Source organism: Pseudomonas sp. ICMP22404 (genome assembly GCF_006227205.1).
Taxonomy (GTDB): Bacteria; Pseudomonadota; Gammaproteobacteria; order Pseudomonadales; family Pseudomonadaceae; genus Aquipseudomonas.
In genome coordinates, this window is sequence record NZ_VCNG01000009.1 from 89,782 (window position 1) to 109,171 (window position 19,390).

General features: G+C 62.2%; 20 protein-coding genes. 14 read left to right on the forward strand and 6 right to left on the reverse strand.

Features of this window, described 5'->3' with window-relative positions:
- The first annotated feature begins 10 nt into the window (after positions 1-10).
- The 10 genes from urtB to ureC all read left to right on the forward strand — a co-directional run bounded on the left by urtB (position 11) and on the right by ureC (position 8,885).
- On the forward strand, positions 11-1,513 hold the full coding sequence (gene urtB / locus FGE05_RS16805; protein WP_139646683.1) for an urea ABC transporter permease subunit UrtB: 1,503 nt from the start codon (positions 11-13) through the stop codon (positions 1,511-1,513).
- Positions 1,513-2,592 (forward strand): urea ABC transporter permease subunit UrtC, encoded by a 1,080-nt coding sequence (gene urtC, locus FGE05_RS16810; RefSeq protein WP_139646685.1) that lies wholly within the window; start codon positions 1,513-1,515, stop codon positions 2,590-2,592. The genes urtB and urtC overlap by 1 nt, the downstream gene beginning before the upstream one ends.
- Positions 2,589-3,458, forward strand: a complete 870-nt coding sequence (gene urtD, locus FGE05_RS16815; protein WP_139646686.1) for an urea ABC transporter ATP-binding protein UrtD — start codon at positions 2,589-2,591, stop codon at positions 3,456-3,458. Before urtC ends, urtD begins: the two co-directional genes overlap by 4 nt.
- A gap of 165 nt (positions 3,459-3,623) precedes the next feature.
- A complete protein-coding gene (urtE, locus tag FGE05_RS16820) occupies positions 3,624-4,322 on the forward strand; it encodes an urea ABC transporter ATP-binding subunit UrtE (RefSeq protein ID WP_047700267.1) in 699 nt (232 codons plus the stop codon).
- Positions 4,323-4,352: 30 nt separating this feature from the next.
- Positions 4,353-5,195, forward strand: a complete 843-nt coding sequence (locus tag FGE05_RS16825) for an urease accessory protein UreD (RefSeq protein WP_139646688.1) — start codon at positions 4,353-4,355, stop codon at positions 5,193-5,195.
- Between the two features lie 177 nt (positions 5,196-5,372).
- Complete coding sequence (ureA, locus tag FGE05_RS16830; RefSeq protein ID WP_003197350.1) at positions 5,373-5,675, forward strand: urease subunit gamma; 303 nt, start codon at positions 5,373-5,375, stop codon at positions 5,673-5,675.
- A 10-nt stretch (positions 5,676-5,685) separates the two neighbouring features.
- Entirely contained in the window at positions 5,686-6,219 is a 534-nt protein-coding gene (locus FGE05_RS16835; RefSeq protein ID WP_139646690.1) for a GNAT family N-acetyltransferase, read from the forward strand.
- A 6-nt stretch (positions 6,220-6,225) separates the two neighbouring features.
- Positions 6,226-6,759, forward strand: a complete 534-nt coding sequence (locus FGE05_RS16840) for an N-acetyltransferase (RefSeq protein ID WP_139646692.1) — start codon at positions 6,226-6,228, stop codon at positions 6,757-6,759.
- Complete coding sequence (locus tag FGE05_RS16845; RefSeq protein ID WP_139646694.1) at positions 6,756-7,061, forward strand: urease subunit beta; 306 nt, start codon at positions 6,756-6,758, stop codon at positions 7,059-7,061. Before FGE05_RS16840 ends, FGE05_RS16845 begins: the two co-directional genes overlap by 4 nt.
- A 123-nt stretch (positions 7,062-7,184) precedes the next feature.
- Positions 7,185-8,885: an urease subunit alpha gene (ureC, locus tag FGE05_RS16850; RefSeq protein WP_139646696.1), complete on the forward strand. Its 1,701-nt coding sequence runs from the start codon at positions 7,185-7,187 to the stop codon at positions 8,883-8,885.
- Positions 8,886-9,059: 174 nt separating this feature from the next.
- Here the strand turns inward: ureC and FGE05_RS16855 are convergent, their stop codons facing one another.
- Both FGE05_RS16855 and FGE05_RS16860 read right to left on the reverse strand, forming a co-directional pair.
- Complete coding sequence (locus FGE05_RS16855) at positions 9,060-9,359, reverse strand: chaperone modulator CbpM (protein WP_139646697.1); 300 nt, start codon at positions 9,357-9,359, stop codon at positions 9,060-9,062.
- Positions 9,360-9,411: 52 nt separating this feature from the next.
- On the reverse strand, positions 9,412-10,350 hold the full coding sequence (locus FGE05_RS16860; RefSeq protein ID WP_139646699.1) for a DnaJ C-terminal domain-containing protein: 939 nt from the start codon (positions 10,348-10,350) through the stop codon (positions 9,412-9,414).
- A 294-nt stretch (positions 10,351-10,644) separates the two neighbouring features.
- Between FGE05_RS16860 and FGE05_RS16865 the strand changes: the two genes are divergently transcribed.
- Positions 10,645-11,919 (forward strand): Hsp70 family protein, encoded by a 1,275-nt coding sequence (locus FGE05_RS16865; RefSeq protein ID WP_139646701.1) that lies wholly within the window; start codon positions 10,645-10,647, stop codon positions 11,917-11,919.
- 133 nt (positions 11,920-12,052) lie between these two features.
- On the opposite strand, the gene FGE05_RS16870 is transcribed toward FGE05_RS16865, so the two are convergent.
- From FGE05_RS16870 to FGE05_RS16880, 3 genes are all read right to left on the reverse strand, one after another.
- Complete coding sequence (locus tag FGE05_RS16870; RefSeq protein WP_139646703.1) at positions 12,053-13,066, reverse strand: AI-2E family transporter; 1,014 nt, start codon at positions 13,064-13,066, stop codon at positions 12,053-12,055.
- A gap of 237 nt (positions 13,067-13,303) precedes the next feature.
- Positions 13,304-13,597, reverse strand: coding sequence for a PsiF family protein (locus FGE05_RS16875; protein ID WP_139646705.1), 294 nt, complete (start codon positions 13,595-13,597; stop codon positions 13,304-13,306).
- A 154-nt stretch (positions 13,598-13,751) separates the two neighbouring features.
- Positions 13,752-14,642, reverse strand: a complete 891-nt coding sequence (locus tag FGE05_RS16880) for a triacylglycerol lipase (RefSeq protein ID WP_139646707.1) — start codon at positions 14,640-14,642, stop codon at positions 13,752-13,754.
- Between the two features lie 190 nt (positions 14,643-14,832).
- On the opposite strand from FGE05_RS16880, the gene FGE05_RS16885 reads away from it, so the two are divergent.
- Positions 14,833-15,363 (forward strand): bacterioferritin, encoded by a 531-nt coding sequence (locus tag FGE05_RS16885; protein WP_139646709.1) that lies wholly within the window; start codon positions 14,833-14,835, stop codon positions 15,361-15,363.
- A gap of 107 nt (positions 15,364-15,470) precedes the next feature.
- Here the strand turns inward: FGE05_RS16885 and FGE05_RS16890 are convergent, their stop codons facing one another.
- Entirely contained in the window at positions 15,471-17,546 is a 2,076-nt protein-coding gene (locus tag FGE05_RS16890) for an AsmA family protein (RefSeq protein WP_139646711.1), read from the reverse strand.
- 361 nt (positions 17,547-17,907) lie between these two features.
- Between FGE05_RS16890 and FGE05_RS16895 the strand changes: the two genes are divergently transcribed.
- Together FGE05_RS16895 and FGE05_RS16900 are read left to right on the forward strand one after the other, a co-directional pair.
- Positions 17,908-18,435 (forward strand): hypothetical protein, encoded by a 528-nt coding sequence (locus FGE05_RS16895; protein WP_139646713.1) that lies wholly within the window; start codon positions 17,908-17,910, stop codon positions 18,433-18,435.
- Positions 18,436-18,590: 155 nt separating this feature from the next.
- Positions 18,591-19,223 (forward strand): TetR family transcriptional regulator, encoded by a 633-nt coding sequence (locus FGE05_RS16900; protein ID WP_139646922.1) that lies wholly within the window; start codon positions 18,591-18,593, stop codon positions 19,221-19,223.
- The last annotated feature ends 167 nt before the right edge of the window (positions 19,224-19,390 follow it).

Consider the following 19,390-nt stretch of genomic DNA (forward strand, 5'->3'; position numbering starts at 1 on the left):
GGCCGAGCATATGCCCACCGCCCTTTACCGTCTGATTCTCGCCCTGGTGATGTTACTGCCACTGGGCGCCCACGCGGGCGACGCCGAAGACTTCGTCGCCGCCAACCCGACCCTGCAGGCCAAACTGCTGGAAACCTGGGCGGCGCAGCCCGAGCCCGGGCGTGTCGAACTGCTCAACGCTTTGCAGCAAGGCCAGTTGACCGTCGACGGCCAGCCCAAGACCTTGCGCCTGAACAATCGCTTGCGGGGGCTGATCGAAACCGCCCTCGCCAGTCACCAACTGCTTGCCAGTGATCCCCGCATGCGCCTGGGCGCAGCGCAACAGCTGCAAAAAAGCGCGCGCCCGGCGCAGCTGGCTTTTCTCGACCGGCAGCTGGCCGGCGAGCAAGACGAAGATGTCCACGCCGCCCTGAGCCTGGCCCTGGCAAACCTGCAATTGGTGGACGCCAATCCAAGCGTGCGCCTGGCGGCCGTCCGGTTGCTGGGGGAAACCGGCGACCCGCTGGCCCGCACCCGTCTCGAAGGCGTGCTCGAACCTGGCGCCGAAACCGATGCGGGCGTGCGCACCGCCGCCGAGACCAGTCTCGCCCAGGTCAAGCGCAAACTGCTGGTGGGCGAGCTGCTGGGCCAGGCGTTCAGCGGCATGTCCCTGGGCTCGATCCTGTTGCTCGCGGCCCTCGGCCTGGCCATCACCTTCGGCCTGCTGGGGGTGATCAACATGGCCCACGGCGAGATGCTGATGCTCGGCGCCTATTCCACATACGTCGTGCAGATGCTGTTCCAGCGCTTCGCGCCGAACGCCATCGAGTTCTACCCGCTGATCGCCCTGCCGGTGGCATTTTTCATCACCGCCGCCATCGGCATGGCCCTGGAACGCACGGTGATCCGCCATCTCTACGGACGGCCACTGGAAACCCTGCTCGCCACCTGGGGCATCAGCCTGATGCTGATCCAACTGGTGCGCCTGGTATTCGGCGCGCAGAACGTCGAAGTGGCCAACCCGGCCTGGCTGTCGGGGGGGATCCAGGTGTTGCCGAACCTGGTGCTGCCGTACAACCGCATCGTCATCATCGCCTTCGCACTGTTCGTGGTGTTGCTGACCTGGTTGTTGCTGAACAAGACCCGCCTGGGCCTGAACGTGCGGGCCGTCACCCAGAACCGCAACATGGCGGCCTGCTGCGGGGTACCCACCGGGCGCGTGGACATGCTCGCCTTCGGCCTCGGTTCGGGCATTGCCGGGCTGGGCGGCGTGGCCCTGAGCCAGATCGGCAACGTCGGCCCGGACCTGGGCCAGAGCTACATCATCGATTCGTTCCTGGTGGTGGTGCTCGGCGGCGTCGGCCAGTTGGCCGGTAGCGTATCCGCCGCGTTCGGACTGGGCATCGCCAACAAGATTCTCGAACCGCAGATCGGCGCCGTGCTCGGCAAGATCCTCATCCTCGCGCTGATCATTCTGTTCATCCAGAAGCGTCCGCAAGGCCTCTTCGCGCTCAAAGGACGGGTAATCGACTGATGAACCAGCCCCTGATGCTCACGGCCACGCAAAAGGCCGGGCCTAAAGTCACCCTCGCCGTCGGTGCACTGATCCTGGCCGTACTGTTGAGCCTGCCACTGCTGTCGTTGCTGGCGGCGGACCATCCACTGCATGTCTCGGCCTACACCCTGACGCTGGTGGGCAAGATTCTCTGCTACGCCATCGTTGCCCTGGCGCTGGACCTGGTCTGGGGCTACGCCGGCTTGCTGTCCCTGGGCCATGGCCTGTTCTTCGCCCTGGGCGGCTACGCCATGGGCATGTACCTGATGCGCCAGGCGGCCGGTGATGGCTTGCCGGCGTTCATGACGTTCCTGTCGTGGACCGAATTGCCCTGGTACTGGACCGGCACTGACAGTTTTCTCTGGGCCTTGTGCCTGGTGGTCCTGGCGCCGGGGCTGCTGGCGTTGATGTTCGGTTTCTTCGCCTTTCGTTCGCGGATCAAGGGCGTGTATTTCTCAATCATGACCCAGGCCCTGACATTCGCCGGAATGCTGCTGTTCTTCCGCAACGAAACCGGCTTCGGCGGCAACAACGGCTTCACCAATTTCCGCTCGATCCTGGGTTTCGGCATCACCGAACCCGGCACCCGAGCCGTGCTGTTCCTGCTCACTGTGCTGTTGCTGGTGGCGAGCCTGTTCATCGGCTGGCGACTGGCCCGCAGCAAGTTCGGCCGGGTGCTGACCGCCCTGCGGGACGCGGAAAACCGCCTGATGTTCTGCGGTTACGATCCCCGGGGCTTCAAGCTGTTCGTCTGGGTCTTGAGCGCGGTCCTGTGCGGTCTGGCCGGGGCGTTGTATGTGCCACAGGTGGGCATCATCAACCCCAGCGAAATGTCACCGACCAACTCCATCGAGGCCGCCGTATGGGTGGCGCTCGGCGGGCGCGGCACACTGATCGGGCCGCTGCTGGGCGCCGGCGTGGTCAACGGCATGAAGAGCTGGTTCACCGTGGCCTTCCCGGAGTACTGGCTGTTTTTCCTGGGCGCGCTGTTCATCGTGGTGACCCTATACCTGCCCAAGGGCGTGGTGGGCCTGCTGAAGAAACGAGGCGAACAATGAGAATCACAGCGAGTGCCGAATTCATGCTCGAGCCAGCTTTTTTTCCAACCGAACCCAACAAGGACGCCGGCAGCAGCCGCGACGCCATCGGCCTCGGCCGGGCCGCCGGCGAAGGCCTGAATACCCGTCACGGCACGATCCTGACCCTGGAAGACATCAGCGTCAGCTTCGACGGTTTCAAGGCCCTGAACGATCTGAACCTGTACATCGGCGTGGGCGAACTGCGTTGCATCATCGGCCCCAACGGCGCGGGCAAGACCACGCTGATGGACGTGATCACCGGCAAGACCCGCCCCAGCCACGGCAACGCCTGGTTCGGCGAGACCCTCGACCTGACCGGCATGAGCGAAGTGCAGATCGCCCAGGCCGGTATCGGCCGCAAGTTCCAGAAGCCCACAGTGTTCGAAGCCCTGAGCGTGTTCGAGAACCTGGAACTGGCGTTGAAAACCGACAAGTCGGTATGGGCCAGCCTGCGGGCGAAGCTGACCGGCGAGCAGCACGACCGTATCAATGAAGTGCTGGAGACCATCCGCCTCACGCCATCGGTCAATCGCGCGGCCGGGCTGCTGTCCCACGGACAGAAGCAGTTCCTGGAGATCGGCATGCTGCTGGTGCAAGACCCGCAATTGCTATTGCTCGACGAACCCGTGGCGGGCATGACCGACGCCGAAACCGACTTCACCGCCGAGCTGTTCAAATCCCTGGCGGGCAAGCATTCGCTGATGGTGGTGGAACATGACATGGGCTTCGTCGGCACCATCGCCGACCACGTTACCGTGCTGCACCAGGGCAGTGTGCTGGCCGAAGGGTCGTTGGAGCAGGTCCAGGACAATGAGCGGGTGATCGAGGTGTATCTCGGTCGGTAGAGCTGTGAACACATTACCTCTATGGGATAGGGCCTGTGGGAGCAAAGCTTGCTCGCGACGAACGATAACGCGGTCTTCTGCTGGACCGAGGTGCTGCTATCGCGAGCAAGCTTTGCTCCCACAGAAAGCCATTGCTCCACAGAGGATTTGAGGGGAATTCAAACCATGCTGCAAGTCGACAAGCTCCACCAATACTACGGCGGTAGTCACATCCTGCGGGGCCTGTCGTTTGACGTGAAGGTCGGCGAAGTAACCTGCCTGCTAGGTCGCAATGGCGTGGGCAAGACCACCCTGCTCAAATGCCTGATGGGCCTGCTGCCGGCCAGGGAAGGGGCAGTGAATTGGGAAGGCAAAACCATCACCGCGTTCAAGCCACATCAGCGGGTTCACGCCGGCATCGCCTATGTGCCCCAGGGTCGGGAGATTTTCGGACGGCTGACGGTGGAAGAAAACCTGCTGATGGGCCTGTCGCGTTTTCCCGCATCCGAGGCGCGGGAAGTTCCGGCGTTCATCTACGAGTTGTTCCCGGTGCTGCTGCAAATGAAACAGCGCCGTGGCGGTGACCTGTCCGGCGGCCAGCAACAGCAGCTCGCCATTGGCCGGGCGTTGGCCAGTCGCCCACGCCTGTTGATTCTCGACGAGCCCACCGAAGGCATCCAGCCGTCGGTCATCAAGGAAATCGGCGCGGTCATCAAGCAACTGGCGGCCCGGGGCGACATGGCGATTTTGCTGGTGGAGCAGTTCTACGACTTCGCCGCCGAGCTGGCCGATCAATACCTGGTGATGTCCCGGGGCGAGATCGTGCAGCAGGGGCGCGGAGAAAACATGGAAGCCGAGGGTGTGCGCGGACTGGTTACGATCTAGTCTGTAGCGTCCGGACAATAATCAGAAATCATGAATCTACCTCTCTCTGCACCTGCCCTGTTCACGCCCTGCTGGCACGCCGAGCTGGAGCTGGCCTACGCCCGCTTTGGCGACAGCACGCGCCCGGTACAACGCCGCCATAAAGGCCCGCTGCGGGTGCAAAAACATTTGTATGCCGAAGGGCCCGAGGTGTGCCAACACATCATTGTCCACCCGCCTGGGGGCATTGCTGGCGGTGACCGATTGGCGATCTCGGCTCACGTCGGCCCCGGCGCCTGGGCACAGCTGACCAGCCCCGGCGCGGCCAAGTGGTACCGCGCCACGGCGCCTGCCTGTCAGCAACTGAGCCTGAGCGTGGCAGCCGGGGCGACACTGGAGTGGTTGCCCCAGGAGACCATTGTTTTCAGCGCCGCCCAGGCCGAACTCGGCACGTCCATCGACTTGCAGGGCGACGGGCGCCTGTTTTATTGGGACATGGTTGCCCTCGGCCGCCCCGCCAGCGGCGAGCGCTTCGACCTGGGACACTTTCAATCGCGGCTGGACATTCGCCGCGACGGACAGTTGTTGTGGCATGAGCGCCAGCGCATCGTCGGTGGCGACGGTTTACTGGACTCACCCATCGGGCTGGGCGGCGACCCGGTGTTTGCGACGCTGCTGGTGACGGGCGAGATCGACAGTGAACTGCTGGAGCAGTGTCGCTCCCTGGGCCACGCGGTGCGTGGGGACCTGACGCAGTTGCCGGGGCTGGTCGTGGCGCGGTGCCTGGCGAGCGAGGCCTTGCTCGCGCGGGGGTGGCTGGTTGAGTTGTGGCGACTGCTGCGCCCGGCGGTGTTGGGGCGAGAAGCCGTGCCACCGAGAATCTGGAGTACCTGAATTGCTTTTCTGTGGGAGTACTGAGTTCTGTGGGAGCAAAGCTTGCTCGCGATGCAGGCGCCTCGACACAGAAAAAGACCGCGTTATCGTTTATCGCCAGCAAGCTTTGCTCCCACGGGTTCCCATCCAAGGGTTGAGCTTAGCGCGAATTATTTATCTGCCTCTTATGGATTGCACATGGACCTGACCCCACGCGAAAAAGACAAGCTGTTGATCTTCACCGCCGGCCTCGTCGCCGAGCGGCGACTGGCCCGCGGCTTGAAACTCAATTACCCGGAGGCCATGGCCTACATTTCCGCGGCCCTGCTCGAAGGCGCCCGCGACGGTCAGACCGTGGCCGAGTTGATGCATTACGGCACCACCCTGCTGAGTCGCGAACAGGTGATGGAAGGCATCCCGGAAATGATCCCGGAGATCCAGGTCGAGGCAACCTTTCCCGACGGCACCAAGCTGGTCACCGTCCATCAGCCGATCGCCTGAGGACCGTGCCATGACGTATCGGATTCGTGACGCGCTCCCGGCGGACTTGCCCGCCATCCGCGACATCTACAACGACGCGGTGCTCAACACCACGGCGATCTGGAACGAACAGGCCGTGGACCTGGGCAACCGCCAGGCATGGTTCGATGCACGGCAGTCCCAGGGCTACCCGGTGCTGGTGATCGTCGACGGCGAAGAACATGTACTCGGCTATGCTGCCTTCGGCGACTGGCGCCCCTTCGACGGCTTCCGGCACACCGTGGAGCATTCGGTGTACGTGCGCAGCGACCAGCGTGGCAATGGCCTCGGCCCACGGTTGATGACGGTGTTGATCGAGCGCGCAAAGGCGTGTGGCAAACACGTCATGGTCGCCGCCATTGAAAGCGGCAACGCGGCTTCGATTCGTTTGCACGAGCGGGCCGGTTTCGTCATCACCGGGCAGATGCCCCAGGTGGGGACCAAGTTCGGTCGCTGGCTGGACCTGACTTTCATGCAGTTGATCCTCAATCCCGGGGCACCTGCGCCTGTTTCCAACAAGGAGTGACATCAGATGAACGCCGCCCAGTTGCGTCGAGTCCACGCCGAAAGCTTTGCGCATTACCGCCAAGGCCTGATTGATCTGTTGCTCGACGCCGTGGGGTACGGCGCCAGTGTCGGCTTCATGGCCGATCTCGATGCGGTCCAGGCCCGCGCCTACTTCGACGAAGTCCAGACCAGCCTCAATCAGGGCAGTCTGTTGTTGTGGGTCGTGGTCAAGGACGAACAGGTGCAGGCCAGCGTCCAGCTTGCCCTATGTCAGAAGCCCAACGGCCTGAACCGCGCCGAAGTGCAGAAACTGCTGGTCCGAGGCGAGGCCCGCCGGCGGGGCCTGGGCCAGCAGCTGATGAGTGCCCTGGAGCTCGGCGCCCGCCAGCACAAGCGTGGCCTGTTGTACCTCGACACCGAGGCCGGCTCCGAGGCCGAGGCGTTCTACCGCGCCATGGGCTACACCCGTGTCGGTGAACTGCCCGACTACTGCCAGAGCCCGGACGGGACGTACACCCCGACCGCCATCTACTACAAGCTTTTGGGACAACCGCAATGATTCCAGGCCAATACCAGGTCCAGCCCGGCGACATCGAACTCAACGTCGGCCGCCGTACCGTGACGCTGACCGTCGCCAACAGCGGCGACCGGCCGATCCAGGTCGGCTCGCACTATCACTTCTTCGAAACCAACGACGCCCTGACCTTCGACCGCGCCGCCAGCCGCGGCATGCGCCTGAACATCCCGGCCGGCACCGCCGTGCGCTTCGAGCCGGGCCAGAGCCGCGAGGTGGAACTGGTGGACCTGGCCGGGCATCGCCGGGTGTTCGGGTTTGCCGGGCGGGTCATGGGCGACCTCTAGGTCGCAGTTCGTTCCCACGCTCTGCGTGGGAATGCATCTCGGGACGCTCCGCGTCCCACAAGCGGACGCAGAGCGTCCATGGCGGCATTCCCACGCAGAGCATGGGAACGATCAGGAAAGCACATGAAGATCTCGAGACAAGCCTACGCCGACATGTTCGGCCCCACCGTCGGTGACAAGGTCCGCCTGGCCGATACCGAGCTGTGGATCGAAGTGGAAAAGGACTTCACCACCTACGGTGAAGAAGTGAAATTTGGCGGCGGCAAGGTGATTCGCGACGGCATGGGCCAGGGCCAGCTGCTGGCCGCGGAGGTGGTGGACACGTTGATCACCAACGCGCTGATCATCGACCACTGGGGCATCGTCAAGGCCGACGTCGGCCTCAAGGACGGACGCATCGCGGCCATCGGCAAGGCTGGCAACCCGGACATCCAACCCGATGTGACCATCGCCATCGGCGCCAGCACCGAAGTGATTGCCGGCGAAGGCATGATTCTCACGGCTGGCGGCGTCGACACCCACATCCACTTCATCTGCCCACAGCAGATCGAAGAGGCCTTGATGAGCGGCGTCACCACCATGATCGGCGGCGGCACAGGCCCAGCCACCGGTACCAACGCCACCACCTGCACCTCCGGCCCATGGCACCTGGCGCGCATGCTCCAGGCCGCCGACGCCTTCCCGATGAACATCGGCCTCACCGGCAAGGGTAATGCCAGCCTACCGGAGCCCTTGATCGAACAGGTCAAGGCCGGCGCCATCGGCCTGAAGCTGCACGAAGACTGGGGCACCACCCCGGCAGCCATCGACAACTGCCTGAACGTGGCCGACCAGTACGACGTGCAGGTGGCGATCCATACCGACACCCTCAACGAGTCCGGCTTCGTGGAAACCACCCTGGGCGCCTTCAAGGGGCGTACCATCCACACCTACCACACCGAAGGCGCCGGCGGCGGTCATGCGCCGGACATCATCAAGGCCTGTGGTTTCCCTAACGTGTTGCCCAGCTCTACCAACCCGACCCGGCCGTTCACCCGCAACACCATCGACGAACACCTGGATATGCTGATGGTCTGTCACCACCTGGACCCAAGCATCGCCGAAGACGTGGCGTTCGCAGAAAGCCGAATCCGCCGCGAAACCATCGCCGCCGAAGACATCCTCCATGACCTCGGCGCGTTCTCGATGATCAGCTCCGACAGCCAGGCCATGGGCCGCGTCGGCGAGGTCATCCTGCGCACCTGGCAGACTGCGGACAAAATGAAGAAACAACGCGGCGCCCTGCCCGGCGACGGCGAAGGCAACGACAACTTCCGCATCAAGCGCTACATCGCCAAATACACCATCAACCCGGCGATCACCCATGGCATCAGCCATGAAGTGGGCTCCATCGAAGTGGGCAAGTGGGCCGACCTGGTGCTGTGGCGCCCGGCGTTCTTCGGCGTCAAGCCGACGCTGATCCTCAAGGGCGGAGCGATTGCCGCGAGCCTGATGGGCGACGCCAACGCCTCGATCCCGACACCGCAACCGGTGCACTACCGACCGATGTTCGCAAGCTTCGGCGGCTCGCGACATGCCACCAGCCTGACCTTCATCAGCCAGGCGGCCGCCGATGCGGGCCTGCCGGAACAGTTAGGCCTGAAGAAAAGAATCGCGGTGGCCAAGGGTTGCCGGGGTGTGCAGAAAACCGACCTGATCCACAACGACTACCTGCCGGACATCGACGTCGATCCACAGACCTATCAGGTCAAGGCCGACGGTGTGTTGCTGTGGTGCGAACCGGCCGAGTCGCTGCCGATGGCGCAGCGGTATTTTCTGTTTTGACTGAGTGGCGAAGAAACTCCGTGGGAGCATAGCTTGCTCGCGATACAAGCAACTCGACATCAGGGAAACCGCGTTGTATTCATCGCGGGCAAGCCTTGCTCCAACACCAAGCCTTGCTCCAACACCAGGCCTTGCTCCCACACAAAGCCTGCTCCCTTCGCCCAATGAACTGCATCACTCCACCAACCGCCCCAACCGCTGCTTGAGCATGCGGTTCTCGGTGCGCAGTTGTTGCACTTCTTCCAACAGATCCAGCGCCAGGGCGACGCCTTCCCATTCCAGTTCAAGCTCGCGGCGCAGCTTGGCGGCACGACGGGCCAGGACCAGCTCGTAGTCGGTGAACCGCCAGTCCGTCGGGGCCGCGCCGTGGGGTTCGAGGATGCCATGGGCGACGATTTCTATCACATGGACATCCTGCAACGCGGCGGCCTCGCAGAACTCCGTCAGGCTCAGTTCAATGATCGGGTTGCTCATGGTGTGCTTCTCCCAATACCTTGATAGGGCAGGGCTGGCAAAGGCCCCGCCGTCAGAAATTCTCCCGTGGATCGAATGCGGCTTTCTTCGCCAGCTCTGCCCACAAAGCCTTGACCGCTTCGTCGTTGGACTTGGGCATCACGGCCTTGAGCTGGATGAACAGGTAGCCGCGCTCACCGGCCTTGTTGCGCAGGCCATGACCCTTGGCGCGCATGCGCTGGCCGTTCTGGCTGCCGGCCGGGACCTTGAGGTTGATCTTGCCGGTGAGGGTCGGGACGGCCACCTCGGTGCCCAGCGCCAACTCCCAGGGCGCCAGCGGCAGGGTGATGATCAGGTCCTGGCCTTCGACATCGAATTTGGGGTGCGGGGCAAAGCGAATGGTCAGGTACAAGTCGCCATTGGCCCCGCCACCAATACCCGGCGCGCCTTGGCCCTTGAGGCGGATCCGCTCGCCGTCGGTCACGCCTGACGGGATCTTCACGTTCAGGCTTTTGCTGGTGTTGCTGACGTGCTGGCCCGCCGCGTTGTACTGCGGCACCTGGAAGCTGACCTTTTTCGACTCATTCGACAAGGCTTCTTCCAGGAAAATCGGTAATTCCATCTCCACGTCCTGCCCCCGACGGCCGGCGCTGCGACCTGACTGTGCGCCCCCGAATCCTGGCCCGCGATTGCCGAAGATCGAACTGAAGAAGTCTGAAAAATCCCCGGTATCCTGGCCCCCGAAACCACCGCGGCTCTGCCAGCCCGGCGGCCCCTGGAACGGCTGGCCGTGCTGGCCATATCGACGCAGATCGTCGTACTCGGCGCGTTTGTCGGCGCTTTTCAGCGCTTCATAGGCTTCGGAGACATCCTTGAATTTGGTCTCGGCGTCTTTTTCCTTGCTGACATCCGGGTGGTATTTGCGCGCGAGTTTGCGATAGGCAGCCTTGATCGTGCTGTCGTCAGCCGTCGGTTCCACACCCAGGATCTTGTAATAGTCTTTGAAGTCCATCTAAGCATCACCACCCGTTATCGATGTCGCACCACCGTCCACAGCATGCCCCGATCAGCGGGCACCGGGTTGATCCATCTCAAGATTGGGACCTGGCGGCGCTTCAGAAGTTTATCGGCAACCGGTGGCGGTTCTTGTGTCCGCCCTGTGGCTGCCAGTCTCATGCCGACAAGTTTGGGGGTCCAACGCTGTCTTTCAAGGCTGAGAGTGCGAATTAGCGGATAACCGGCCTTCGAATCCGCGCCGCACTGGCATACACTGCGCGGCCGTTTTTTCGACCGGAACCTGAAAGACATGAAAAACGCATCCCCAGCCCGTGCCTGCGGCATCGACTTCGGCACGTCCAACTCCACCGTCGGCTGGCTGCGCCCCGGCATGGAAACGCTGATCGCGCTGGAGGACGACAAGATCACCCTGCCCTCGGTGGTATTTTTCAATCTGGAGGAGCGCCGCCCGGTCTACGGCCGACTGGCCCTGCACGAATACCTGGAAGGCTACGAAGGCCGGCTGATGCGCTCGCTCAAGAGCCTGCTCGGTTCCAAGCTGATCAAGCACGACACCAGCGTGCTGGGCACGGCGATGCCATTCAAGGACTTGCTCGGCCTGTTCATCGGCCAGTTGAAGAAACGCGCCGAGGCGACCGCTGGTCGGGAGTTCGAGGAAGTGGTGCTGGGCCGCCCGGTGTTTTTCGTCGATGACGATGAGCTGGCGGACCAGGAGGCCGAAAACACTTTGGTGGAGGTGGCTCGCGCCATCGGCTTCAAGGAGGTCTCGTTCCAGTACGAACCCATCGCTGCGGCATTCGATTATGAATCGACCATCGAAAAAGAAGAGCTGGTGCTGATCGTCGACATCGGCGGCGGTACTTCGGACTTCTCCCTGGTACGCCTGTCTCCCGAACGCCGCAACCACGACAACCGCCACGCCGACATCCTCGCCACCGGCGGCGTGCACATCGGTGGGACCGACTTCGACAAGCAACTGAGCCTACAGGGCCTGATGCCCCTGTTCGGCTATGGCAGCCGGATGAAAAGCGGCGCCTACATGCCCACCAGCCACCACATGAACCTGGCGACCTGGCACACCATCAACGCGGTGTACGCGCAGAAATCCACCCTGGCCCTGAACAGCATGCGCTACGACATCGAAGACACCGGCGGCATCGACCGACTGTTCAAGTTGATCGAACAGCGCGCCGGGCATTGGCTGGCGATGGAAGTGGAAGAAACCAAGATCCAGCTGACCCACGCCGACCAGCGCCACGTGGCCCTGGACCGGATCGAACCGGGCTTGAGCGTGGACCTGAGCCGCGCATTGTTCGAATCGGCTATCGACGGTCTGCTGGAGCGGGTTCGCGCCAGCGTCACGCAAATGCTCAGCGACGCCAACGTTGGCGTCGATCAGGTCGACACGGTGTTCTTCACCGGCGGCTCCAGTGGCATCCCGGCCCTGCGCAACAGCGTCTCGGCCATGCTGCCCAAGGCGCGGCATGTGGAAGGGAACATCTTCGGGAGCATTGGCAGCGGGTTGGCGATCGAGGCGATGAAGCGCTACGGGACCCAGGCCTGACCTGATATTGCGGGGCGGCCTTCGCGAGCAGGCTCGCTCCCACATTGCACCGGGTGCTTGCTGAAGAGACTCGGTCACCTGTGGGAGCGAGCCTGCTCGCGAAGGGACCGGATCAGACAATGCATTCCCGGAATCAGACCATCCCCAACTGCTTCAACTCGCTCTTGAGATACGCATAGTAAATCGGCCCCGCCACCACCCCCGGCAGGCCGAACGCCGCTTCGAACACCAGCATCGCCATGAGCAGTTCCCAGGACTTGGCGCTGATCTGTCCACCCACGATGCGGGCGTTGAGGAAGTATTCGAGCTTGTGGATCACGATCAGGTAACCCAGTGCCGCCACGGCAACCCAGATCGATAGCGACAGGCCGACAATGGTGATCAGAGTATTGGACATCAGGTTGCCGATGACCGGCAGCAAACCCAGCAGGAAGGTCATCACGATCAGGGTCTTGGTCAGCGGCAGCTTGATGCCGAACAGCGGCAGCACCACCGCCAGGAAAATCCCGGTGAAGAAGGTGTTGAGCAGGGAAATCTTGATCTGGGCGAAGACAATGTTGCGGAACGCCTTGACCAACAGGCTCAGGCGATCGAACAGTGCGGCGGCCAGGGGCTTGCGCTTGGTCAGGTCGGGGACGCGCTGCAAGGCAATGATCGCCCCCAGCACCATGCCGATCAGCAATGTCACGAACATGTGCGCCGCGTCCTTGCCCACCAGTTGCAAGTCGCTCAGGTGCTTGCTCATCCAGTCGCCAATCGCTACCCGGAACTCGGCGGCGCTGGCCGGCAGGTAGGCGTCGATGAAGGGGGGCAACTGTCCGCGGGCGCGGTCGACCACGGCCATGAACTTGTCCAGGGATGCACCGGGGTTTTCCGCTTCATGCAGCAGGAAGCTGATTGCACCGGCGAAGATCAACGACAGCACACTGACCACCAGGGTGCCCAGCAACGCTACCGCGAGCCAGCGGGCACGTCGGCCTTCGATCAATCGCTGCAACTGTGGGGTGAGCATGTTGACCAGCTCGAACACCAGCAGCCCGGCCATCAGGCTTGGCAACAGGCGTAGCGGCAACACCAGCAGCAACCCACCAAAAATGATCACCCAACTGATCACCAACAACACATGACGCTGAGAAAACGTTGGCATACAGCCTCAGAACCAAAAACGGCGTGAAAGGATCGGCAGTCTGCCAGCCTTCCGCCGACAGCACTAGGGATTGTATCGGCCGACTTTGGTCGGGGTTCAGGGGATTTTGCAGTAGCCGTGAGGGCCCTGTGGGAGCATGGCTTGCCCGCGACAGGGTCACCTCGGTCTCAACGTAAACCGAGGCGCCTGCATCGCGGGCAAGCCATGCTCCCACAGAAACTCGCGACAGACACTGCGTTACTTGTTCTTCAGGCAATTGCTCATGAACGCTTTACGCTCGTCGCCCTTGAGCGCCTTGGTGGTCGCGTCGGCGTTGCAGGTTTTCATGCGCTCCTGCGGCGTTGCCCGTACTTCAGGCGGCTTGGTCTTCAGGCAGGTGCTCATGAAGGCCTTGCGCTCATTGCCCTTGAGCGCCTTGGCGGTGGCATCGGCGTTGCAGGTGGTCATCTTGGTCTGTTGGGCCGTCGCAGCGAAGCCTTGGGAACACAGCAGCAAACCGATCATCAACAAAGGGACACGCAACATCTTCATGACGTTTTCTCCTGAATGCCGCACGACCGTGACGGCGATGAATCCAGTGTAGACAACGCAGCCCTAGGCTCTGTACGAAAAGTCTTGAGACGAAGGTCAGGCGAGGCTGTTTTCAACGCAGCATGAACGAGCATCAAGGTTCTTCGTACAGAGCCTAGACACCGGCCGCTTTCAAGCGCTCTGCATGCTCGACAAACAACCGGATCGGCTCGGCCCCCTTGCCCACCAGCCCCAAGGACTGATTGACGATATCGAAATGGTCGAGTGGGTAGTCATCACCGATGACCGTACCCAGGTGCGAGCTAAAGCGTCCGACCATGCCATCGCACTGCCCCGCCTCACGTACGAAAGTCCGGGCGAACAGGCGGCAACTGCGGTTCGTGCCATCGAAGAGGTTGCGCCCCTTGTCCGTCTTGCCGGGTTGCAGGATCCCGGACCAGGAGTAATAACGCACGCCGTCGACCTCTTCAGCCCCCTGCCCGCCCCAGGTTTCAGGCAACCCCTGTGGATAACGCTCATTGAAGCGCGCCACTCCGGCAGTGGTGAGGGATTCATGGGAAGCATGGAGGTCCACCGGCAGCTTCGGCCCGCGATAGCCGGTTTCGAGCAGGCTCATCAGCGCGTTGATCAACCGCAGCACCGCGCTGAGCATGCGCCCCTTGGCACTGTTCGGCGGATAGTGGGCCAGCAGGTAGTCGGCCAGTTCGGAACCGTGGTTGGGACCGGCCACCGACGTGACGGAGGCCACCAGGTCCGGGCGCCGGGCCGCCGCATAACGGGCACTGAGGGCGCCCTGGCTGTGGCCGATCAGGTTGACCTTGGCCGCGCCGGTTTGCCGCAGGACCTCCTCGATCCGCGCCAGCAATTGTTCGCCGCGCACCTCGGACGAATGCAGCGGCGAGACCTTCACCGCCACCACCACCGCGCCACCCCGGCGCAACGCCGAAACGATCCCATACCAGTATGGATACAACACCAGGCGGATGAACCCGAGCATGCCAGGGACCAGCACCAGCGGGTAGCGAGTGGCGCAGCGTTGCGACATATATGGACGTCCTTGTGATCGATGATGGGGTTGAAGAGCAGTCTAGGCGCCCTTCATGACGCCTGGTCATCATTGTAAGAGCTGACACATCCCATAAAACTTTTGCCTCGCTCATCACTCCCAACCTTGTAAGCGATCGCGCCTCGAGAGCGCGACGCCCCCCAACCGGATCAGCCTCCAGGAGAACGAGATGAGCGACATGCACTTATCCGATGTGACGACCCTGCGCGAACGTGCGCGGCAAAACGTGCAGAACGGCGCGGTGACCGAGGGCTACAACGCCGATCGACAGGAAGTCGTGCGCCTGCTCAACGAAGCACTGGCCACTGAGCTGGTGTGCGTACTGCGTTACAAGCGCCATTACTTCATGGCCACCGGCCTCAAGGCCAGCGTGGCGGCCAGCGAATTCCTCGAACACGCCAACCAGGAAGCCGAACATGCCGACAAACTGGCCGAGCGCATCGTGCAACTGGGCGGCGAGCCGGAGTTCAACCCCGATCTGTTGACCCGCAACTCCCACGCACAATACGTGGCAGGCAACACCCTCAAGGAAATGGTCTACGAGGACCTGGTGGCCGAGCGGATCGCCATCGACAGCTACCGGGAAATCATCCAGTACATGGGCGATAAGGACCCGACCACCCGGCGTATCTTCGAGGACATCCTGGCCCAGGAAGAAGAACACGCCGATGACATGGCCGATATTCTGGCCGACTTGTAAGACCCCATCGCGAGCAGGCTCGCTCCCACATTCGATAGGTGTACACCCTCAATGTGGGAGCGAGCCTGCTCGCGATGAGACCAGCCGCCTCACCGCAAATCTCCGAATTACCGTGTCGGCTTGACCGTCACCGGCGCCTTGCCCGCCTTCATCTGCTCCAGCAGCGGCGCACACTGGTTCGGCTCGCCACCGCTGGGGGCCACCAGGGCCAGCAAGCCGGCCGCCGGCGCGGCGATCACACCCAGCGCCACCATCCCGGCACCGCGCAACATCAGCGGCACGGCCTTGACCCCGGCGGAGGGCTTGGCGAACTTGCCCCGCACATACAAGGGCGAGCGCAGGGAAATCAGCCGCCAGCCCTTGGATTCCGGAGAAATGGTCAGGTCCAGTTGCTCCGTGGCCATGTTCGCCGTGCCGTCGATGTAGATAATTGCGTTTTCCGTGTCGAATACGAACAGGCGGGTGGTTGCCAGGCCGGTCTTGATGTCGAAGTCCGCCGCTGCACAGTTGATCTTCACCTCCTTGTCGCCAAAGATTTTCCCCATCACGTAGTTACCCACGTTCAACCCTGCCAGCTCCATCAGCTCGCGGCTGATGGCACCGTCGTTGATGAGCATTTTCAGCGTACCGTTGGAAGTACCCAGCAACGCCGCGACCGAATTGCCGCGCCCGCTGATATCGGCATCGCCGTTGAGCTCGCCGAAACTGGTTTTCATCGGTTCGAAGCCGGGGAATAGCTGCTTGAGCTTGAATCCTCGCGCCGTCAACTTCGCTTGGCCCTCCAGGGGATGGGCCTGCCCGTTGAGGCGGATCTGCGCATCGAGTCGGCCACCGGCGACGCCGAAACGCAGGGGCTCAAGGCTCAATTGTCCGTCGTTGAGCACCAGGTGCGTGTAGAGGTCGGTGAACGGCAACTGCGCACTGTGGACGATGCGCTTGCCGGTGAACTCCACATCGGCGTCCATCGCGCTCCAGCGCTCGGTGCGGAACTCCTCCACGGGCAGCACCTTTTCCGATGGCTGCTTGCTGGCGCTGCCGCGGGCCTTCTGTTCGGTGTTGGAATCGGCGCCGATCAGCGGCGCCAGATCGCTGAACAACAGCTGATTGGATACCAGCGTGCCACTGAGTTTTGGCCGTGGCTGGCTGGCGACGTAGGCCAAGTCACCGTGGATGTCGCTGTCGCCGATCTTTCCGTTGAATGCCTCATAGCGAAACAGCGCCCCGTCCGGCTCATGGAGCTTGGCGATCAGATGACCGTCAGTTTCATAGGGCGGCGAATCCGGCAAGGTCACGCCGGTCAGTGGGTACAGATGAGCAAGGCTGGTGCCGGCCAGTTTCAGCCGCAGGTCCAGGGCGCCGAGATTCATCGGGTCGGTGAGGGTGCCGGCCAGTTCGACACGAGTATTGGCGGTCTTGATCTGGGCCTGCAAGGGAAAGGGTTGCGATGCATTCTGCAAGGCCAGCAGACCGCCGACCTTGCCGGAACCACTGAGGTCCTGTCCGTGATACTGCCCGTCGACCTTGAAGGCGAACCCATAGTCCTGAGGCGTCGCGCCCTGGTCCTGAACCTTTTTCGCGGCCTTTTCGCCGACGATATCCTTGAATGGAATGGATTTCCCCAGCGGGTCGATCAGCAGGTCGAGTCGGGTCTTCAAGGTCTGGTCGTCAAGCGTGACGTGCCCCTTGTCGAAGCCGATGGCGCCGATGTCCATCACCCAGCTCGACGGTTTGGCGTCCGGGTCCTTCGGATCGAACTGGAAGGTCCAGTTGGCACGTCCATCAGCCAGGCGTTGCAGGTTGGCGTCGGGTTCGGTCAGGTCGATCCGGGGAATCGTCACTCGCCGAGCCAGCAGGGCCAGGGGGGATATCCGCAACTCGACACGCTTGAGCGTGGCCATCTGCGGTTTCTTCAACCAATCGGGGTTGCCCAGGCTCAAATCCTCGGCTACCACATGGGGCCACGGTACCCAGGCCCGCCAGCCGCCCTCTTCGGGCTCACGTTGCCAGACCACGGCCAGGTTGCCGTTGATGGCAAACGGGCGATGCAGTTCCTCGGAGACCTTGGCGTTGAGCGTCGGCTTGATCCGGTTCCAATCGAAGAACACGATGACCAGCACCAACACGGCCAGCAGGACAGCAAGGCTGGCCAAGCTCCAGGCAAGGATTTTTGAAGTGCGTGTCATGCACAAGGCTCCTGATGACAAATCGGCGTCCGTACCGCAACACCTGAAAACCGAACCTGTAGTCGGTTCGTTATATGAGTGAGACTGGTGAAACGAGCAACAGGTTTACCCTACAGGGCGAAAAACCTGACCGATCCGCCAGCAAGTTGTTACCGCCCCCGCACATTTGCGTGGCGCCGATGGGTACGAAATACCCACCATGGTGCAAAACCGCCCCTCGGAAACGCCCGTTCTAGAGCCTTCCCATAGAACAATCAATTCCGTTGATTATTACCATTGCGTTTAGGAACTTTTATATCGACTTATCGAGAGTAGCATTGCCCTCGTACCCACTTTTTAGCCCTCCCGAGGAGCAACGATCATGAAACGCCAATTACTGATGAGTCTTTCCCTTTCACTGCTGGCCTCCACCGCTTTCGCCCTGCCAGCTTCCGAACAGGCTACACCACAGGTCAAGGACAGCCACTCCGTGTATAGCCAGACTGTTGCCGAAGACGGTTATAACCAAACCCGCCAAGGCCAACTCGCTGAAGACGGCTACAACAACACCCCTCAGGGCCAGCTCGCCGAAGACGGCTACAACAACACCCCTCAGGGCCAGCTCGCCGAAGACGGCTACAACAACACCCCTCAGGGCCAACTCGCCGAAGATGGCTACAACAACACCCCTCAGGGCCAACTCGCCGAAGATGGCTACAACAACACCCCTCAGGGCCAACTCGCCGAAGATGGCTACAACAATACCCCTCAGGGCCAACTCGCTGAAGATGGCTACAACAACACCCCTCAGGGCCAACTCGCTGAAGGCGGTCGCCAGCGTCTGGAAGAAAAAGGCCTGGTTGAAGACGGCAGTGAGCGAGCCCTCGAACGCAACAGCAAAGTGAGCTGAGCCCATGGTGGCCCGGAAAAAAGCCCGATTCCTGCAATCGGGCTTTTGCTTTTCATGCACCCCGCGTCCCCGCGTAATCCCCCTCTACCGTTCGACGTCGGCAAAGCCGATTTGCTAAAGTGCGTCGCTCCCATGACTCGGAAGTCAGTCCTGCGATGCTGCCCCGCGCCGAACAGAAACAACAAACCCGAATTGCCCTGATGGATGCGGCCCGTCATTTGATGGAGTCCGGCCGGGGGTTCGGCAGCCTGAGCCTGCGCGAAGTGGCCAAGACAGCGGGCATTGTACCCACCGGTTTCTATCGACATTTCGACGATATGGACCAACTGGGCCTGGCGCTGGTCAGCGAAGTGGGCCAGACCTTCCGCGAAACCATCCGGCTGGTGCGTCACAATGAATTCGTCATGGGCGGCATCATCGACGCGTCGGTGCGAATTTTCCTCGACGTGGTGCAAGCCAACCGATCGCAGTTTCTGTTTCTAGCCCGCGAACAGTACGGCGGCTCCCTTCCAGTACGCCAGGCCGTCGCACAACTGCGCGAAGCCATCAGCTCTGACCTGGCCGCCGACCTCGCGTTGATGCCGAAACTGCAGCATCTGGATCTGGCCGGGCTGAGCGTAATGGCCGATCTCATCGTCAAGAGCGTGTTCGCCACCCTGCCCGACATCATCGACCCTCCCGCCGAAGCGCCCCCCGACCACCTCACGCCTCAGGCGAAGATCACCCAGCAACTGCGGTTTATCTTTATCGGCCTCAAGCATTGGCAAGGGTTGGGCAGCACAGAGTAATCCCCCTGTGGGAGCGAGCCTGCTCGCGATGGCGGTGGATCAGTCAACCTCTATGTGTCTGATGCGCCGCCATCGCGAGCAGGCTCGCTCCCACAGGTCCGCCGAACGCTACAAAACAGTGCGCACCTCTCGTCGCGCGCACTGGTTCGGAGCGACCTGAAAGGCTG

Bases quoted from the DNA above. Each gene is read 5' to 3' on its own strand.
- urtB (WP_139646683.1), top strand. From the start codon at position 11: ATGCCCACCGCCCTTTACCGTCTGATTCTCGCCCTGGTGATGTTACTG.
- urtC (WP_139646685.1), top strand. From the start codon at position 1,513: ATGAACCAGCCCCTGATGCTCACGGCCACGCAAAAGGCCGGGCCTAAA.
- urtD (WP_139646686.1), top strand. From the start codon at position 2,589: ATGAGAATCACAGCGAGTGCCGAATTCATGCTCGAGCCAGCTTTTTTT.
- urtE (WP_047700267.1), top strand. From the start codon at position 3,624: ATGCTGCAAGTCGACAAGCTCCACCAATACTACGGCGGTAGTCACATC.
- FGE05_RS16825 (WP_139646688.1), top strand. From the start codon at position 4,353: ATGAATCTACCTCTCTCTGCACCTGCCCTGTTCACGCCCTGCTGGCAC.
- ureA (WP_003197350.1), top strand. From the start codon at position 5,373: ATGGACCTGACCCCACGCGAAAAAGACAAGCTGTTGATCTTCACCGCC.
- FGE05_RS16835 (WP_139646690.1), top strand. From the start codon at position 5,686: ATGACGTATCGGATTCGTGACGCGCTCCCGGCGGACTTGCCCGCCATC.
- FGE05_RS16840 (WP_139646692.1), top strand. From the start codon at position 6,226: ATGAACGCCGCCCAGTTGCGTCGAGTCCACGCCGAAAGCTTTGCGCAT.
- FGE05_RS16845 (WP_139646694.1), top strand. From the start codon at position 6,756: ATGATTCCAGGCCAATACCAGGTCCAGCCCGGCGACATCGAACTCAAC.
- ureC (WP_139646696.1), top strand. From the start codon at position 7,185: ATGAAGATCTCGAGACAAGCCTACGCCGACATGTTCGGCCCCACCGTC.
- FGE05_RS16855 (WP_139646697.1), bottom strand. From the start codon at position 9,359: ATGAGCAACCCGATCATTGAACTGAGCCTGACGGAGTTCTGCGAGGCC.
- FGE05_RS16860 (WP_139646699.1), bottom strand. From the start codon at position 10,350: ATGGACTTCAAAGACTATTACAAGATCCTGGGTGTGGAACCGACGGCT.
- FGE05_RS16865 (WP_139646701.1), top strand. From the start codon at position 10,645: ATGAAAAACGCATCCCCAGCCCGTGCCTGCGGCATCGACTTCGGCACG.
- FGE05_RS16870 (WP_139646703.1), bottom strand. From the start codon at position 13,066: ATGCCAACGTTTTCTCAGCGTCATGTGTTGTTGGTGATCAGTTGGGTG.
- FGE05_RS16875 (WP_139646705.1), bottom strand. From the start codon at position 13,597: ATGAAGATGTTGCGTGTCCCTTTGTTGATGATCGGTTTGCTGCTGTGT.
- FGE05_RS16880 (WP_139646707.1), bottom strand. From the start codon at position 14,642: ATGTCGCAACGCTGCGCCACTCGCTACCCGCTGGTGCTGGTCCCTGGC.
- FGE05_RS16885 (WP_139646709.1), top strand. From the start codon at position 14,833: ATGAGCGACATGCACTTATCCGATGTGACGACCCTGCGCGAACGTGCG.
- FGE05_RS16890 (WP_139646711.1), bottom strand. From the start codon at position 17,546: ATGACACGCACTTCAAAAATCCTTGCCTGGAGCTTGGCCAGCCTTGCT.
- FGE05_RS16895 (WP_139646713.1), top strand. From the start codon at position 17,908: ATGAAACGCCAATTACTGATGAGTCTTTCCCTTTCACTGCTGGCCTCC.
- FGE05_RS16900 (WP_139646922.1), top strand. From the start codon at position 18,591: ATGCTGCCCCGCGCCGAACAGAAACAACAAACCCGAATTGCCCTGATG.